Consider the following 17595-nt stretch of genomic DNA (forward strand, 5'->3'; position numbering starts at 1 on the left):
CGTTTTGGAAATTTTGCCAATGGAAAAACATCAGAATATTTCCCGCAGAAGGTTCCTTAAGTTATCCGGCGGTGCCCTGGCGATTCTTCCGGTTAGCATAATCGCCACTGATCGGGCCAGCGCCCAAATCAAGGCGACCAAGGAATCGGTCAATTACCAGGACACACCGAAAGATGGCAAGAAGTGTGTGGACTGCCAGCTATTTACACCACCCAATGCCTGCATAGTGGTGGAGGGCGATATCAGCCCCGAGGGCTGGTGTAGCCTGTTTGTTCTCAAACAGGGCAATGCCACTTCAGACTAAGCCGGCACCCGCAGCTCACCGCGCAGCTTGCTGACATCGGCGCGAGGCGGTAAGCCGAACATGCGGCTGTATTCACGGCTGAAATGGGAGGGGCTTTCGTAGCCCACCCGATAACTGGCGGAAGCTGCCTCCAACCCCTCTGAGAGCATCAGGCGGCGTGCCTCATGCAGACGCAGTTTCTTTTGGAACTGCAGTGGCGACATGCGGGTTATCTGCTTGAAGCTGTGATATAGGGAGGACTCGCTCATATTGGCTTGTTCGGCCAGATCGCTGATACGCAGGGGTTCGGAGAAGCGGTCTTTGAGCACCTCTATCACCCGCGACACCCGGTTAGCCTGGCTGTCCGCCATGGCAAACTTGCGCATACGCGCACCGATCTCACCCATCAGAGCCCGATAGATAATCTCCCGCCTCGCCATGGGCGCCAGTATTTGCGCGTCTGTAGGATTTCCTGCCAAGTGCACTAAGCGGCTCACTGCATCGAGAATGCCCTGATCCATTTGTGTTACACAGAGGCCGCAGCTGACCTCCGGGCAGTCATAGCCCGCTTCAATGCCGGGCGCCTTATCTCCCAGCTCCAGGACCAGGTCTGCCACCTCTTTGGGGTCAATAATCAACTTTACCCCAAGAAAAGGGACATCCTTGGAAGCCCGCTCTACTCGCCCCAAAATCGGCAAATGTACAGAAGTTGCAACATAACTGAGGGGCATATAGGAAATTTCCCTATCCCCCAACTCCAGGGTTTTATTGCCCTGGATAATAAAGTTCAGTGAAGGCGTATAGACTGACGAGGCACAGGCGAGCGGCTCATTGCAGCGAATCAAGGCCAAGCCATCCAGTGCAGTCTCCGTCAAGCCTTGCTCCGGTGCCTGGCGCATCAGGGTTTGGATCAGTTTTTGCCTGGTCGACTCCAATTCCGCCGGAATGACTTCTGCTACCGCTCTCTCTTCACTGCTCATAGTTTTTCCTCGCGCCCGCGTGCCCTGGGCGGCATCAAACAAGGTGGCTGACAGTATACGGAGTTTTAGGCAACTCTCGCAGGATTTTGCAGGATTGGGCAATTACTGTGCAGCAATAGATAACTTACCGTAATCTCCTACCGTATAAAGCCGTGATAAATTCATTAATGAATCACAAACCTAGTTATATATACAGTACTAATTGATTGACTTAAAGGTCTTTCTCAGACTGTCACCTCACTGAGAAAAATAGAAATAGGCAATCAAGCCATAGTTACCGGATACCGCCCCCCTATTGCGCCCTATTAAAGTTGCCTCCCAACTGAGAGGAGTGCCAAACGGCCCCTCTCTTCCGAAGCAAAGGGAGTACACGCGTTATGGTGAAGAAACTTACCGCCACACTGTTCGGCCTCTCCGCACTGGTCCTGGCTGGCTGCGGCAGCGAAGAGCCCACTGGGCAGCAACCGCCCCCTCCGGCCGTAGAAGTTGCCCAGGTTAGCACCGAGGCAACCACTCTGTGGCGCAGTTTTACCGGCCGCGTTGTCGCTCCGGAGACCGTTGAACTACGCCCCCGTGTCAGCGGGTATATCGACCAGGTATCTTTCACTGAAGGCGCCCTGGTAGAGCGAGGTGATGTGCTATTCACTATCGATCAGCGCCCCTACAAAGCCAAACTGCGTGCCGCTGAAGCGGATTTACAGCGGGTACGCAGCGAACTGGCATTCAATACGAAGCAGGCCCGTCGCGCCCAGCAGCTGCTCGACAGTAAAGCCATCTCGCGAGAAGAATACGACCGCCGCATCGCCGCGCGGGATGCCAAGCACGCAGCCCTGAATGCCGCCGAAGCCGCTGTGGAAAACGCGCGCCTCAACCTGCAATACACCGAGGTGACAGCCCCTATTAGTGGCCGTGTTAGCCGCGCCCAGATAACCCGCGGCAATCTGGCCAACGCGGATACAACCCTGCTGACCACCCTCGTGTCTGTAGATCCCATGTATGTGTATTTCGAAAGTGACGAGCAGACTTTTGCCGCCAGTCGCAACCTACTTAACAGCGATGCCAGGCCCCCAGTTCATATCGGCTTAGCAGGCGAACACGGCTACCCGCATAAAGGTCAGTTGGATTTTATCGACAACCGCCTCAACAGCCACACCGGCACTATCCAGTTCCGAGCTGTAGTCTCCAACCCCAAAGGCACATTTAAGCCAGGGCAGTTCGCCCGCGTGGAAATGCCTATCGAAGAAATGGCCCAGGCAGTACTGATCGATAGCAAGGCAGTACTCACCGACCAGGATCGCCGCTATGTCTATGTGGTCACGCAGGAGAACTTGACGGAACGTCGCCCGGTAGAATTGGGCCCACGGCAGGGGGAGCGCACGGTAATCCGTAGCGGCCTTCAAACTGGCGAACGAATTGTAGTCAACGGCCTCCAGAAGATCTTCTTCCCCGGCATGCCGGTCGCACCCGAGATGATCGCCCAGCAGGGTCAAGGCAGTAGCGCTCAGGCCGCCGGACACTGAGCCTAGGTGTTTCCACCACTTTTGGACACCGAGTTTTGGGCACCGAACGCCCAACGAATCCTATCAATGGAATCCGAGCGGCCTGAAAGCCGCTTCCCAGGTAGCAGCGTATGAATTTTTCCCGTTTCTTTGTCGACAGGCCCATCTTTGCCTCGGTGCTGTCGATCATTATTTTTGTAGTGGGATTGATTAGCATCCCGTCATTACCAGTCAGTGAATATCCTGAGGTTGTACCGCCTAGCGTGCAAGTAAGTGCCCGCTACCCTGGTGCCAACCCCAAGACGATATCCGAAACTGTTGCCACACCACTGGAAGAAGCCATCAATGGTGTGGAAAACATGATCTACATGAAGTCGGTGGCCGGCAGTGACGGCACCCTCACTTTGAATGTCACTTTTAAACTCGGCACCGATCCAGACCAGGCCCAGGTTCAGGTACAAAACCGGGTATCCCAAGCGCTACCCCGTCTACCGGAAGACGTGCGCCGCCAAGGGGTAACCACGCAGAAGCAGTCGCCCAACCTGATGATGGCAGTGCATCTGATCTCTCCAGACGACAGCCTCGATGCCACCTATATTCGCAACTATGCGGTATTGCATATCCGCGATGAGCTATCGCGTATTCCCGGTGTGGGCCTCGCCGCGGTCTTTGGCTCCGGAGACTATGCCATGCGCCTGTGGGTAGACCCGCAAAAAGCGGCGGCCCTGGGCGTGACTGCAGCGGATATCGTCAGCTCAGTGCGTGAGCAAAATGTGCAGGTGTCCGCCGGACAGATCGGCGCCTCACCGATGCCCAATGGCTCTGATTTCCTGATTTCTATCAACGCCAAGGGCCGCCTGCAAAGCGAAGAAGAGTTTGGCAATGTGGTACTGAAGACCGGCAGCGATGGTGAAATTACCCGATTGCGTGACGTGGCGCGGGTTGAACTGGCCTCATCCCAAGACTCTCTACGCGCCTTACTAAACGGCCGCCAGGCGGTCGCCATTCCGATTTTCCAGTCCCCGGGCTCCAATTCCCTGGAAGTCTCCGCTGCAGTGCGCGAGAAAATGGCGGAACTGGGAGAACAGTTCCCCGAAGGCCTGGAATGGAAAGTTGCCTACGACCCAACCGTATTTGTCAGCACTTCAATCAGCTCTGTGATCAAGACCCTGCTTGAGGCGGTATTGTTGGTAGTGCTGGTGGTTATCCTGTTCCTGCAGACCTGGCGCGCCTCCCTGATTCCACTCTTGGCCGTGCCGGTATCCATTGTTGGTACCTTTGCGGTGCTACTGATGCTGGGCTTCTCGATCAACACCCTGACCCTGTTCGCCATGGTACTGGCCATCGGTATCGTGGTGGATGACGCCATCGTGGTGGTGGAAAACGTCGAGCGCAATATCGAGGAAGGACTGACACCCTTAGCCGCTGCCCACCAGGCCATGCGCGAGGTGAGCGGTCCGATTGTCGCCATCAGTTTGGTGCTCTGTGCGGTATTTGTGCCCATGGCCTTCCTGGACGGCATCACCGGCCAGTTCTACCGCCAGTTCGCCACCACTATTGCCATCGCCACCATTATCTCCGCGATCAACTCCCTGACCCTGTCCCCGGCTCTAGCGGCTACCCTGCTGAAGCCCCACGGTGCCAAGCCGGATATGCCCGCGCGCATTATCGAGCGCCTGTTCGGCTGGTTATTCCGCCCGTTCAACCGCTTCTTCCAGCGCAACTCTGAACGCTACCAGCGGGTGGTGGGCCACAGCCTCAAACGCCGCGGTATCGTATTTGGGGTCTACCTGATATTGCTCGGCGGTACCTTCGCCCTGTTCCAACAGGTGCCCGGAGGCTTTATTCCGGTTCAGGATAAGACTTACCTGGTGGGCAGTATCCGCCTGCCGGAAGGAGCCTCCCTGGATCGCACTGAAGAAGTTGCGCGCCGCGTGAGTGAATTGGCTCTGGAAACAGAGGGCGTTGCCAACGCGGCGGCTTTTGTCGGCTTTAACGCCCTGCAAGGCACCAATACCCCCAACGTGGGCACGGTATTTATCTTATTCGACGACTTCGATGTGCGCGAACGCAGTGCCACCGAAATCGCCGCGGAGCTAAACGGCAAGCTCTCCCAGATCAAGGAAGGCTTCGCCATGACCTTTATGCCACCACCCATCTTCGGGCTGGGCGCAGGCTCCGGTTACTCCCTCTATGTCCAGGACCGTCGTGGTGCCGGCTACGGTGAGCTGCAAAATGCCACCAATATGCTGGCTGGGGCCTTGAGCCAGGCCAGCGGCCTCAGCTATCCCTTCAGCTCCTACCAGGCCAATGTGCCGCAGATGGACGCCGAGGTAGACCGCCTGCAGGCCAAAGCCCAGGGCGTGCGTATGGACGACCTGTTCGGCACCTTGCAGCTGTATTTCGGCTCCATGTATATCAATGACTTCAACCTGTTCGGTCGCACCTACCAGGTGGTTGCCCAGGCAGATGCGCCTTTCCGCGATGAAGTGCAAGATCTCGACAATCTCTACACCCGCAATATGAATGGAGAAATGGTGCCCATCAGCACCATGGTGACCCTGCGCCAAAGCTACGGACCCGACCCGGTCATCCGTTACAACGGCTATCCCGCAGCCGATTTGATGGGGCAATCCGATCCCAGCATGCTGTCTTCCTCTGAAGCACTGGCGGCGGTTGAGCAGGTAGCCGACCAAGCCCTGCCTCCGGGTATGCAGATCCAATGGACCGACCTCAGCTTCCAGCAGGTTAACCAGGGCAACGCCGCTATGGTGGTATTTCCACTGGCAGTACTGCTGGTATTCCTGGTACTCGCCGCACTCTATGAGAGCTGGGTGATGCCGCTGGCGGTTATTCTGATCGTGCCCATGTGTCTGTTGGCTGCACTATTCGGTGTTTGGGCTACTGGCGGCGACAACAATGTATTTGTTCAGGTAGGGCTGGTTGTATTAATGGGGCTCGCCTGTAAAAACGCCATTCTAATTGTGGAGTTTGCCCGCGAGCTGGAAATGGACGGCAAGGGTACCGTAGAGGCAGCCTTGGAGGCCTGCCGGCTGCGTTTGCGTCCAATCATTATGACTTCCGTAGCCTTTATTGCCGGCGTGGTTCCCCTGGTGCTGGCCAGCGGCGCTGGCGCCGAAGTGCGCAACGCCATGGGTATTACCGTATTTACCGGCATGATTGGCGTAACTTTGTTTGGCTTGTTCCTGACCCCAGTGTTTTATGTTGCGCTGCGCAAACTTGCCGGTGGCAGCTTGTCCAACACAACAAAAACTAATGAACCAGCACTAATTCAGGATTCAATGGAACAACCGGCGCATAGCTAGAAATAACCCTCAACTTCAAGCCCCCGCTGCGCTCTGCTCGGGGGCTTTTTTTTGCTATGGCTCTTCCTTTTTCCAGCGGGCACTGGGGAAAACCAATACATAAAGCCAGGTAAACAGACAGAGAGGCATGCAGAAAAAAATCACGATCACCCCCAGCAGCACACGCATAAAGTCACTGCCCTCTTCATGCTTTTCTGCGCGATCCCACAGATAAGACCGGTAGCAATGATCCGGCCCATCGATAGGGATAAAGGTAAAATTGATCACCCATTCCAAAATCCGCCAATAACGGCGTAAACGTGTCTCCTGCACCCGTGAGAAATAACCGCAACGACCAGAAATAGTGGCATCGGGATTGCCACCAGCAATAGCATTACCGAGCTGATCAATTGCGATGCAGACATTGATTATCCAGCTTCTTCTGGCGCCTCTCATTACACGCTCGTCTAATTAAAAGAAATCCGGCAAGCACTGCCACTCGCCAAGTAATGTATAGACGTATCGAGACAAGAGCAGCCCCCGAGTTGTACAGACCTGCCACTTCAGATAAAAGGGTCGGCTAGACTTCTCACAGGTGGCAAAGAAACCTTTGCCGGCTTAGAAAGTTGTAGGCGCAGGGGTTTCTCCTAAAAAATGTTGCATATCGCCACCATTGCCACCCACTCGGAAAGAATGTTTCCCGTACTCCAGGAATCCGCCAGACGCAATGGCGTATCACTTACCATTCTTGGGCGCGATCACCCCTGGAAAGACTTCTCATCCAAAATGGATATTTTGCTTCCTTTTTTTCAAACGCTACCTGAGGAGGACATAATCTGCTATCTCGACGGTTTCGACTCATTGATATTACCGTCAGTACGCCTGCTCGAAAAAAACTTTCACTCCTTTGGCAAGGACATTATTTTTTCCAATGACTACCGGCACGATGGTGTTCAGGGGTATTTTGAAAAAAAATTCTTTCCCAACGAACATGTTTTTTCCACGGGAATATTTATTGGAAAAAATAAAGCGCTACAAAACCTATTCCAGGCAGCCCGCGGAATGTATCCCAATTACTGCGATGACCAGAAAATACTGCGGCGCTATTATGCGCATCACACTTGTGAGCAGGTGGATATAGATCACGAGGCCAAGTTATTTTATAACTTTGACATGGCCGATCCCAGTTACAACCTGCTCAATCAAGTGGACCATATTCAGGGAGGAAAAATTTACCTGCTCAACGGGCAGAGTCCCAGCATTATCTCCTTCCCCTGCAGCTGGTTCGCCATTGGTATCAAGAAAAACCTGCATATCCTGCTGGAAAAGCTGGGCTATGACTACTACCCGGAAGTGAATATCAAGGGCACACTTAACGGCTTAAAGTACTATATAGGCACTTCGATAAAAGAAAGTATTAAAACACTGCTGAAGTAACGCAATACCTTTGCCGCTTCCATAATTTTACCCCTGACTTCACCCGGAGCAGTCACGAGCAATATCGATCAATAGAAGCTGTAACTTAATTCAAATGGTGAATAGGGCCCGGCACACCAGTCGCCAGTATCCAATTGATAACAAGGCACTCCCGCAGCAATGCAGTTGTCCAGTTCACCCATATAGGGATCACAAACCAGGCAAAAGCGTGGGAATGCAGTCAGTTCATCGGGCGGAACGGGACTGTGCTTATAGGAATAATAAATTGCGGTGCCATTTAAATCCTGCCAAAAACCATCGGCACAGCCACCGAGCAGCTGCGCCACAATCAATGACAGTAAAACTTTACTCTTCATAGGAAATACAACGCCTTCCACCGGAAATATCAAAGCAACGGGCACTCTCAGGACAAATTGATCCGGGCGCCAATTCCTCAGAGTCACCGGGGCAACTGGAATGACTGGACCTGCGTGTTGAGGGAGCTGCGGGCATTGCTTGAGAGGGATATGCGCGATATTCCGCATGGCGGGGTATCGGCGCACTGGTTGGGTAGACCACCTGGTTGCGCGTATCCGGGGTACCGCAAGCTGAAAGCAGCAAGCTGGTACACAACGCGGCAATGGCTATGGGGAATTTTTTCATGGGCTTGCCTCCGTATCGGCACCACGCGAAACCTAATTCGCGTACTTCGGTAAATGATCGGACGGTGCAGCCACAACCTTGCGCACTACCTTCCCAGACTCGCAGCTCGCTGCTTAGTACACCCTCAGAACCGGGAAGAACCAGGCGGTGGAGTCGTACACCTGGTGAGTGCAATGCCCTTCACACTCATTATTAACAGGCAAGGCCTGAGCAGGCGATGAAAGAATCGAGTCGGCTTCGACAAAGCCACCTTCCTGCCCGCTAGCCTGAGCCTCGAAAAAGAAAGGGTCTTCCCCTTCCACTTCTTCTGCGGGTAAGAATAAGCAACCCTGCACCGCCAGAGCCGCTACAAGCGGCAGAGCGAATTTCCTTGAAGGCCTCATGATCCGACACTCCACTTTCAGTGTTGCGCTGATAGCTGTCTTTCAAAAAAGTCTAGCCGGCGAGGATTATCCAGCCAGTTGGCGCCAGGTCATTTCTGCGTGCAATTCATTTTTATAAAGTTTTACGCGCCATTTTAGGTACTTTTGTGGGTAACGGGTTAAAAGTTCCTTCCCAGTAAGGCACCTACGAGTCCGCTCTGACTAAAAAAAGCAGAAAGAACTCACAACTTCTTAAAAGCCCAATTTCAGCTGAGTGGCCCCCATAAAAAAAGCGGCCATAGGCCGCTTTTTGAGGGTTGTGCTGTAGCTTATGAATAGGCTATAGCAGCAGGCGCCTCACATCCGCAAGCACACTCACCAGGTAGGTCATAAAGCGTCCGGCATCGCCACCATTGACCGCGCGGTGATCGTAAGACAGCGCCAATGGCAGCATCTGCCGCGGCTCGAATTCCTCGCCGTTCCACACCGGCTTCACCGCCAGCTTGGAAACACCGAGGATGCCCACTTCTGGCGAATTGACGATCGGGGTAAATCCGGTACCGCCAATAGCACCCAGGCTTGAAATGGTGAAACAGGCACCCTGCATCTCGTTGGGCTTCAGCTTACCATCGCGGGCTTTCAGGGCCATTTCAGTGGCCTCAGCCGCCAGCTCATACAAGCCTTTTTTATCCACATCGCGAATAACCGGCACCATCAAGCCTTTTGGCGTATCCACCGCCATACCCACATGTACATAGTCCTTGCGCACAATCTGCTCGCCATCATTGTGCAGGGACACATTGAAGCTGGGCTCTGCGCGCAGGGCCGCGGCTACCGCTTTCAGCAGGAAAGGCACAGGCGTGAGTTTCACACCGCGCTTTTCCGCCTCAGCCTTCATAGACTTGCGGAAGGTTTCCAGCTCGGTGATATCCGCATCATCAAACTGGGTGACATGAGGCACGTTGAGCCAGTTGCGCGACATATTGGCTGCGGTGATCTTGTGGATCTTGCTCATCGGCTCCACGTTCACCGGGCCAAACTGGCTGAAGTCGATATCCGGCATCTTGGCGATACCAATTCCACCGCCGACCGCACCGCTCTCGGCTTTCTTCACCTGCTCGCGGATATAATTGTGCAGATCGTCCTTGGAGACCCGGTTGCGCGGACCAGTGGGCTTCACCTTGTTCAAGGTAACACCCAACTCACGGGCCAATTTGCGTACGGCGGGACCGGCATAAACCTGGGCTGCAGCAGTGAGATTGCGCTCCAGCTGGTAATCTTTCTGCGGCACTGACGGCGGCTCAACAGATAAAGGGGCCTGCTGTGGAGCGCTCTCGACAGACGCAGCAGCTGCCGGAACCGCGGCTTGAGCTGCGGGCGCGGCGGCACCGCCTGCGGCAACCACGTTCAATACACCGAGGGTATCGCCCGTGGAAACCTTATCGCCCTCTTTAACGGCGATAGAAACTACAGTACCGGCGCTGGGGGAAGGGACATCCATGGAGGCTTTATCGCCTTCCACCACAATCAGAGAATCACCCTCTTCGACGGTATCACCGGGTTGCACACTGATCTCGATCACATCAACCGCATCGGCACCGCCCAGGTCCGGGATCTGGATCGTTTCCTCTTTCGGCTCGCCGCTCGCTGCTGCCGCAGGGGCTTCAGCTACAGGCTCTGCCGCCGGCGCAGCGTCTTCCTGGGCGGGGGCTGCAGCGGGCGCCTCTGCCGGTGCTTCCGCGACATCGGTTTCGATCTCGCCAATCACATCGCCTTCAGAGACCTTATCGCCCTCTTTTACGCTGATGCTGAGGATTTTGCCGGCCACCGGGGCCGGCACATCCATGGAGGCCTTGTCGCCCTCCACCACAATCAGAGAATCCTCTTGCGCGACGGTATCACCGACGGCAACCGTAATTTCAATCACATCCACCTGATCGGCACCGCCGAGATCAGGCACTTTAATGACTTGTTTTGCCATAGGAGTTCTGCCTTCTCTTAGCTGATGCGCGGGTTAACTTTTTCGGCGTCGATATTGAGCTTCACGATCGCTTCGGACACTTCTTTCGCATCAATCACACCCTGCTTAGCCAGCCCATTCAGAGCGGCAATCACCACATAGTTGCGATCCACCTCGAAGAAACGACGCAACTGCTCGCGGCTGTCACTGCGGCCGAAACCATCAGTACCCAGGGTGGTCAAGTCCCCATCGATAAATTCACGCAGGGGCTCCACATAGGAACGGATGTAGTCAGTGGAAGCGATCACCGGTGAGGTATTGCCCTCAAACTGCTCGGTGATCCAGGCTTTGCGCAACTCGGCTTCCGGGTGCAGCATATTCCAACGCGCCACATCCTGGCCTTCGCGGGCCGCTTCCACAGCAGAGGTGAGACTCCAAACATCGGAGGTCACGCCAAATTGGTCGGCGAGGATATCCGCTGCTGCCAGCACTTCGCGCAAAATAGTACCGCCACCAATCAACTGCACATGCTTCTTGGCAGTCTTGCCCTTGGCGCCTTTCTTAACGTTGGACTGGAGTTTATAGATACCGCGAATAATGCCCTCTTCCACGCCCTGGGGCATTTCCGGTTGCAGGTAATTTTCATTCTCGATGGTGATGTAATAGAAGACATTCTTCTGCTCCTCGTACATCTCCTTGAGGCCCCGCTGCATAACCACAGCCAACTCGTAACCGTAGGCCGGATCGTAGCTGCGGCAGTTGGGGATAGTGGAGGACAGTACATGGCTGTGACCATCCTGGTGCTGCAGGCCCTCACCATTCAAAGTGGTACGGCCGGCGGTGGCGCCAATCAGGAAGCCGCGCGCCTGCATATCGCCAGCGGCCCAGGCCAGGTCGCCCACACGCTGGAAGCCGAACATGGAGTAGTAGATATAGAAAGGCACCATCGGCACGCCGTGGTTGCTATAGGCCGTAGCCAACGCCATCCAGGCAGACATGGCACCGGCTTCGTTGATGCCCTCTTCCAGCACCTGGCCTTTCTTATCTTCCTTGTAATACATGATCTGGCCGTGATCCACCGGGGTATAACGCTGCCCTTCAGAAGAGTAGATACCCAGCTGGCGGAACAGGCCTTCCATACCGAAGGTACGGGCTTCATCAGGCACAATCGGCGCGATGTTCTTGCCGATATTCTTGTCTTTCACCAGTGCGGCGATAGCGCGCACAAATGCCATGGTGGTGGAAATTTCGCGCTCGCCGGAGCCTTTGGTCAGCGCGCTGAAGGCATCGAGACCTGGCACTTCCAGTTTTGGGCACTCAATCGGGCGACGGGGAACCGGACCGCCCAGGGTCTTGCGGCGCTCCGCCATATATTTCATTTCCGGGCTATCCGGAGACGGACGGTAGTAAGGCACTTCTTCCAGCTCTTTATCGGTGAGCGGGATGGCAAAACGGTCGCGGAAGCGCTTAAGGGAATCCAGATCCAGCTTCTTCACGGAGTGGGTATCCATCGCCGCTTCACCGGCGGAGCCCAGGCCGTAGCCTTTAACTGTTTGCGCCAGGATCACAGTGGGCTGGCCTTTATGGGCCATGGCTGCCGCGTAAGCTGCGTAGACTTTATAGGGGTCGTGGCCGCCGCGATTGAGCTTCATAATCTCATCGTCGGACATATCCTTGACCAGCTCCAGCAGCTCCGGGTACTTGCCGAAGAAGTGTTCGCGGGTATAGGCGCCGCCGTTGGCCTTGAAGTTCTGCATCTCGCCATCGACCACTTCGTCCATGACTTTCTGCAGTAGCCCCTTGTCGTCTTTCTCCAGCAGCGGATCCCACAGGCGGCCCCAGAGTACTTTAACGACATTCCAGCCGGCACCGCGGAATACGCCTTCCAGCTCCTGCACAATTTTACCGTTACCGCGCACCGGGCCATCCAGGCGCTGCAGATTACAGTTAACCACGAACACCAGGTTTTCCAGTTGCTCGCGGCCGGCCAGGGAAATGGCGCCCAGAGTTTCCGGCTCATCACATTCGCCGTCGCCGAGGAAAGCCCACACCTTGCGGTCACCGCGCGGCGATAAACCACGGGCGGACATATAGCGCATAATATGCGCTTGATAAATTGCCTGAATCGGTCCCAGCCCCATGGAAACTGTGGGGAACTGCCAGTAATCCGGCATCAACCAGGGGTGTGGATAAGAGGAGAGACCGTTACCGTTCACTTCGCGGCGGAAGTTATCCAGCTGCTCCTCATCGAAGCGTCCTTCCAAGTAAGAACGGGCATAAATACCCGGCGCACTGTGGCCCTGGAAGAAAATCAGGTCGCCGCGCTCTTCACCTTCATTGCCGCGGAAAAAGTAGTTAAAGCCCACATCGTAGAGTGTGGCGGCAGAGGAGAAACTGGAGATATGGCCGCCGAGGTGGTCGTTATTCTGGTTGGCACGCACCACCATTGCCAAGGCATTCCAGCGAATCAGGGAGCGAATACGGCGCTCCATAAATAGGTCGCCGGGCATGCGCTTTTCCGCATTGGGCGGAATGGTATTGCGGTAAGGGGTAGTGATAGCCGCGGGTAGCTGCACACCGACATCGGTAGCGCGATCAGACAGCTGCTTTAGAAGGAAGGCGGCGCGCTCTTTGCCGCTGTAGCGGATAACCGCCTGCAGCGCATCCAGCCATTCCTGCGTTTCGAGGTTATCGGTATCTTCGTGCATCAAATGCTCCTCGGCGAATTAGGCGACGTCGAGTCGGTCTATTTCTCAAAAATCGGTACGCGGGCAAACTACAGCGCAGGCGAAAAAATGCTTCCTTTTTTTCAGGCTTCCGCCAATTCACCGCCGTTGGTGGCGGAAATGCAATGTGTGAATCTTCACCCGATCGCGGCGGAGAGGAAAAGCGGCGCCAGTCTGTGCCGCGAATGCTTAGTTTGACTGTAATTATCTGTTCCGGGCCCCACTCTAACGTGGCGGACAAAGCCCCATTCCCGGTTATTAGCGGAAGCGATTGTAGTATTACTACAAAAAATTTTCCAGATAGGGCGGTTAGTAACAAACAAAACAAAACGGCAAAACAATTATTTGCCATTTTGCTGTTTTACCGGAATATTTTATGGAAAGTTTGAGAAATCAAATTACAAAATCGAGTCTCAAATAAAGGTGCCAGTCACAGCTGCACCAGCTCCCCGCCAGATTGGTATTCAGCGTAGACCAAGTAGCGCAGTGGACCACCCGCCGCCATAGCATCGAAGGGATAGCAGGTCACCAGTAGCAGGCCGCGCTCGGCAAAAACCGGCAGACGTTCGCGCTCACTATTTACGATACGCAGCTCCGTCACCCGATACGTGTGCCAGCGCCCGTCTTCACCCTGCAGGTAAATGCCATTGCCGTGCCGCAGGGTTTGCAGCCCGGCAAAGTGTGTATCCCGATGCGCAGCGATTACTGTGGTGCGAAAATCACCGGGCTTACCGGAACCATTAAGCAAGCCGGGACCAAAGGCGAGGGATTCTCCACTGCCTCCCGCCAGCACTATAAAAGGACGCTGGCCCTGCAGCTTGAGCTTGGCCACCGGCCGGGTATCCGCCCAGGGCCAGGGCTTTTGCGGAACCCCGCCCTGCAACTGTTCCTCCCAGGCACTGGCAATCAGAAACTGAGCCAGCTGCGCCTTGGCCAGTAGCCAGGAGGCGGAGCCCAACTGCCACAACCCCACCAGCAGGCACACTGAAAAAAGCAGCAGGCGCATCACTGCGGCGCACTCCCCAGCTGCGCCTCCAGACCACTGTTACAGCGGCGCAAATCCGGCACTACCTTACGCAGCAGGCGGCGGATTGCCCCCATCAAATTGGCGCGCATTGAGCGGCCCCGGCGCAACAATGCTGCCAGGCTGAGCAAGCTCAGGGCAGCAAACAGCTGCGCATAAACACCTGTGGCCGTACTGGGGTAAGCCTGGCGCTGCAACACCTGCCCTCTGGGCACCATGCTGGTGAGCGCAGTTTGGGAGAGCTTTTCTTCGGGCTTGCGCACCAGCTCTTCTTCAACCGCGACAAAGCTGGTGTAGGGGCTGGCGAGTTGATGATCCAGGGCGAGCTGTAAAATCTGTGCACGCAGAGCCTGGCCCGCATCACTCTCCTCACCCAGCTGGGTCTGGCGGTCGCGCAGGGATTCCATTTTGTTGCGCGCCCACAAACTGCCGATGCCCTTGCTACTGGGGGCCTGCTCCAGGGTCAGCGCCAGGTTGCGCACAAACTGCTTACCGGCCATACGCCCACGCAACTGAATATCCCCCTGCAGCGACTGCCCTTCCACCCTGGCCACCAGCTGCAACGGCTCGCCGCGATAGAGATCGGGGATTCGTTTGGGATAGGCATCCGCCACCACACCCTCGGGCCAGCTCAACTGCAGATCGGTGGCCATAGGGTTTTCCAGCTTGGCGAATAAGGTCTGCATGCGCCTGTGCAGCTCGGAAAGATCGCCGATGGTGACGAAAGAACCGCGGCCAAACTGGGCGGCTTTACGCATAAAATGGCTGTTGGGCGCCGAGCCAATGCCCACCGTAAATAAACGCGCATCGCCCAGGTGTTGGTGGATTAACTCGAGCAGCGCCTGTTCATTGCCCACCGCACCATCGGTAATAAATACCACCTGGTGTACCAGGCTGTTGTTATCGGGCAACTGCTGGCCCAGTGCCAGGCGCAGCGCCGCAGCCATCTCGGTGCCGCCATCGGCATTTAAGCGTTCCACCTCCCGGCGCGCACGCTGAATATTCTCCGCACTTGCTGCCACTGGACGCGGGAAAAAAGCGCGGGAGCTGTTATTAAATTCGATCACATTAAAGCGATCATTACCATCTAGACGCGAGAGCGCCAGGGTAAGACTCTCCTTGGCCTGACGGATAGAGTTGCCAGACATGGAGCCGGAGGTATCGATCACGTAAACCACTTCCCGCGGCAAGCGCTGGGCACGAGCACCCTCATCTGGTGGCAGCAGCATTAGCTGCAAATAGGTACCGGATTTTTTATCCGCACTTTCCCTGCCATCCGCCTGCACACCGGCAGCACGCTCACCAACATGCTCACTAAACAGCGCCGCACGCGGCATGGCCGAGGGCTCCGGCTGCCAGTTTAAAAGAAAGTCCCGATCCATTTTTGCCCTGCCCTTGCGCAGACGAATCGAGTAGCGCTCTCCGGCTTTTTCATCGATGGCAATATCGTGATAGGGGCTGCCGATTTTCACCAGCGGCAAGCCGCCTTCCAGCTCTACCTCAATGGCCATATTGTGACTGCCCACCGCTTCCAACTCTGCCGCCGGCTGCATCAACGGGGTAATCGCTGCGGCATCCGGTACCTGATCAGTGGGCAGCGCCCAGCCACTGCTCTGAGTGGCCAACTCCAGCTCGGTACCACCGAAAGCTTGTGAGGGAATGGGTTCACCGGGGATATAACGGGGAGTCAGGGTGGTTGGCAGCCGCAAAGAAAAGACGCCACTGTCATAGGCCACCGGCTGCAGGTAGCGAATATTCACCTGCACCGTTTCTCCCGGTGCGATATTCGCTACCTTGTTGGTAAACAGGTTGGGGCGCTGCTGCTCTAAGAGCGCCGCACGCTTACCCGTCGCGCGCGCGGCCTTATAAATCTTTGCCGCCTGTTTGCGCTCGCGCACCTTGCCGACAATACGGCGCTCGCCCAATTGAATCTCGAGGCCAACTACCGCTGCCTGCTCGGGCAGCGGCAGTGCGTAAACCGCCTCCTGCCAGCTATCGCTGGTATTCTGAAAAGCCTGCTGTAACTGCACTTCCGCAACCAGACCGCGCACCACCATTTTGACACTACTGTGCAGGTGCACGGCGGGCACATAGCGGCCCGGCTCCGCACCGGTGAACAGTAAATCCCCCGCCTGCACATCATCCAGGGTAATCAGTTCAGAGGTAATATCACCATTACTAGACGTAAGCGCCTGGGCACTGACCTCGGCTCCGATTGCCGCAATGACCACGGCCAATACCACCACTATAAATAACAACCAGCGTCCGGTACCACCGCTCTTCTGGCGGCGGCGGTAATATTCCTCCGTCGGCAACATCAGATCGTCTTTATGAAACCGCTGCCCAAACAACATCACCCTGTTCACTCACTTCCCTCCACTTTTAAATTGGATGTTGAAGTGATTAAACAGGGGCAAGCGGGCGAAAGGTGGCAGGGAATCGGGTGGAAAATGGGAGGAATTATGGCGAATTGTGGTGAAGGGAGATAATTTAGCTTTTAGCTATCTCCTCTCACCCTCCATTAAAATCATTTTCAGACATAACTCTTTTTGACATAATTCTTATTGAGTCCCAACGCAATTTATACCCTAAACCCAAATAAACTATGCCGGACATATCAAGGAAGACAGGAGCATACAACACTCCAAACTGAGTATATTTAAACTATAAAAGCTGGCGAACAATAATTCAGACTACCAACCCCATAAATTAACATACAAGTAGACTCTACACTTAAAAAATCCTGACTTTTCTAAAAATCTTACACTCATGTAAATTGGTCTTCTTAGCCCCACCGGTAACATATGATTCACGACCAAATAAATGCGCCTCTAACTCCACCAACCTATCTTTAGCTTCTGCATGCTCAAACAACGTATAAAAATCTCCTAAGTTTGACAAATTCTTACTCTTATAAAATTTCTCTTTCGTGAAAAACTTATTTGCCCCATTCCCCAACATAATTACTATGCCTTCAGGCTTCAGAACCCTATACACCTCTTCATTTAACACGGAATACCCATGAGGGCTCACCGCAATTACAACATCTACTGAGCAATCATCCAAAAAAAGGCAAAAGTTAACATTTGCACTATATATATTCTCCCATTTCAACCTGTCCTCCTCATTCAACTCCTTCTTACTCAACTTACTCAACTTACTCAACTTTTGCCTAAAGTCACCCGGCTCCCAGAAAGAAGCATATGGAGCATGTGAACGATCAACAAAGTCATAATTAATAACTTTACTACCCTCAAATCCGGACACTTCCCGAATCTCGCCGTTACTTATTGGGTGCTCACGCCCAGAACCCAAGTTTAAAATAAGAGGCCCATCAGCTTCCATAAAAAATCCTTTTCAATAATTACCAAACAAAA

Annotated in this window: 15 protein-coding genes; 5 read left to right on the plus strand and 10 right to left on the minus strand. The window is 54.7% G+C overall.

Translation table 11 applies throughout. The annotated features are described in order from the left end of the window. Positions 1 to 19 precede the first annotated feature (19 nt). Entirely contained in the window at positions 20 to 304 is a 285-nt protein-coding gene (locus ACJJIT_RS16000) for a hypothetical protein (protein WP_444883830.1), read from the plus strand. Here ACJJIT_RS16000 and ACJJIT_RS16005 read toward each other — a convergent pair. Then, positions 301 to 1263 carry an AraC family transcriptional regulator gene (locus ACJJIT_RS16005; RefSeq protein ID WP_444883829.1) on the minus strand — a complete coding sequence of 321 codons (963 nt, stop codon included), beginning with the start codon at positions 1261 to 1263 and terminating at the stop codon, positions 301 to 303. The two genes, ACJJIT_RS16000 and ACJJIT_RS16005, sit on opposite strands and share 4 nt — an antisense overlap. 377 nt (positions 1264 to 1640) lie before the next feature. Between ACJJIT_RS16005 and ACJJIT_RS16010 the strand changes: the two genes are divergently transcribed. After that, entirely contained in the window at positions 1641 to 2783 is a 1143-nt protein-coding gene (locus ACJJIT_RS16010; RefSeq protein WP_444899034.1) for an efflux RND transporter periplasmic adaptor subunit, read from the plus strand. A 110-nt stretch (positions 2784 to 2893) separates the two neighbouring features. Further along, complete coding sequence (locus ACJJIT_RS16015; protein WP_444891280.1) at positions 2894 to 6088, plus strand: efflux RND transporter permease subunit; 3195 nt, start codon at positions 2894 to 2896, stop codon at positions 6086 to 6088. Between the two features lie 54 nt (positions 6089 to 6142). On the opposite strand, the gene ACJJIT_RS16020 is transcribed toward ACJJIT_RS16015, so the two are convergent. Further along, positions 6143 to 6523, minus strand: coding sequence for a hypothetical protein (locus ACJJIT_RS16020; protein WP_252084645.1), 381 nt, complete (start codon positions 6521 to 6523; stop codon positions 6143 to 6145). Between the two features lie 198 nt (positions 6524 to 6721). On the opposite strand from ACJJIT_RS16020, the gene ACJJIT_RS16025 reads away from it, so the two are divergent. Continuing rightward, positions 6722 to 7504, plus strand: a complete 783-nt coding sequence (locus ACJJIT_RS16025; RefSeq protein WP_444883826.1) for a glycosyltransferase domain-containing protein — start codon at positions 6722 to 6724, stop codon at positions 7502 to 7504. 68 nt (positions 7505 to 7572) lie between these two features. Here ACJJIT_RS16025 and ACJJIT_RS16030 read toward each other — a convergent pair whose 3' ends face one another. The 5 genes from ACJJIT_RS16030 to aceE all read right to left on the minus strand — a co-directional run bounded on the left by ACJJIT_RS16030 (position 7573) and on the right by aceE (position 13176). Next, positions 7573 to 7860, minus strand: coding sequence for a hypothetical protein (locus ACJJIT_RS16030; protein WP_444899035.1), 288 nt, complete (start codon positions 7858 to 7860; stop codon positions 7573 to 7575). Further along, positions 7850 to 8146, minus strand: coding sequence for a hypothetical protein (locus ACJJIT_RS16035; protein ID WP_444888061.1), 297 nt, complete (start codon positions 8144 to 8146; stop codon positions 7850 to 7852). The genes ACJJIT_RS16030 and ACJJIT_RS16035 overlap by 11 nt, the downstream gene beginning before the upstream one ends. 113 nt (positions 8147 to 8259) lie before the next feature. Then, the gene (locus tag ACJJIT_RS16040; RefSeq protein ID WP_444899036.1) at positions 8260 to 8529 is read right to left on the minus strand and encodes a hypothetical protein; all 270 of its coding nucleotides are present in this window, start codon (positions 8527 to 8529) and stop codon (positions 8260 to 8262) included. Positions 8530 to 8848: 319 nt separating this feature from the next. Then, complete coding sequence (aceF, locus tag ACJJIT_RS16045; RefSeq protein WP_444899037.1) at positions 8849 to 10489, minus strand: dihydrolipoyllysine-residue acetyltransferase; 1641 nt, start codon at positions 10487 to 10489, stop codon at positions 8849 to 8851. Between the two features lie 17 nt (positions 10490 to 10506). Then, positions 10507 to 13176: a pyruvate dehydrogenase (acetyl-transferring), homodimeric type gene (gene aceE, locus ACJJIT_RS16050; protein WP_252084639.1), complete on the minus strand. Its 2670-nt coding sequence runs from the start codon at positions 13174 to 13176 to the stop codon at positions 10507 to 10509. A gap of 3 nt (positions 13177 to 13179) precedes the next feature. Here aceE and ACJJIT_RS16055 point away from each other — a divergent pair, with 3 nt between their 5' ends. Beyond that, the gene (locus ACJJIT_RS16055) at positions 13180 to 13392 is read left to right on the plus strand and encodes a hypothetical protein (RefSeq protein ID WP_444899038.1); all 213 of its coding nucleotides are present in this window, start codon (positions 13180 to 13182) and stop codon (positions 13390 to 13392) included. Between the two features lie 232 nt (positions 13393 to 13624). Here ACJJIT_RS16055 and ACJJIT_RS16060 read toward each other — a convergent pair whose 3' ends face one another. From ACJJIT_RS16060 to ACJJIT_RS16070, 3 genes are all read right to left on the minus strand, one after another. Continuing rightward, a complete protein-coding gene (locus ACJJIT_RS16060) occupies positions 13625 to 14200 on the minus strand; it encodes a class GN sortase (protein ID WP_444900925.1) in 576 nt (191 codons plus the stop codon). Further along, the gene (locus ACJJIT_RS16065) at positions 14200 to 16584 is read right to left on the minus strand and encodes a marine proteobacterial sortase target protein (RefSeq protein WP_444899039.1); all 2385 of its coding nucleotides are present in this window, start codon (positions 16582 to 16584) and stop codon (positions 14200 to 14202) included. The genes ACJJIT_RS16060 and ACJJIT_RS16065 overlap by 1 nt, the downstream gene beginning before the upstream one ends. A 367-nt stretch (positions 16585 to 16951) precedes the next feature. Then, a complete protein-coding gene (locus ACJJIT_RS16070) occupies positions 16952 to 17563 on the minus strand; it encodes a hypothetical protein (RefSeq protein WP_444899040.1) in 612 nt (203 codons plus the stop codon). Between the last annotated feature and the right edge of the window lie 32 nt (positions 17564 to 17595).

Source organism: Microbulbifer mixtoriginis (SeqCode), from assembly GCF_052467515.1.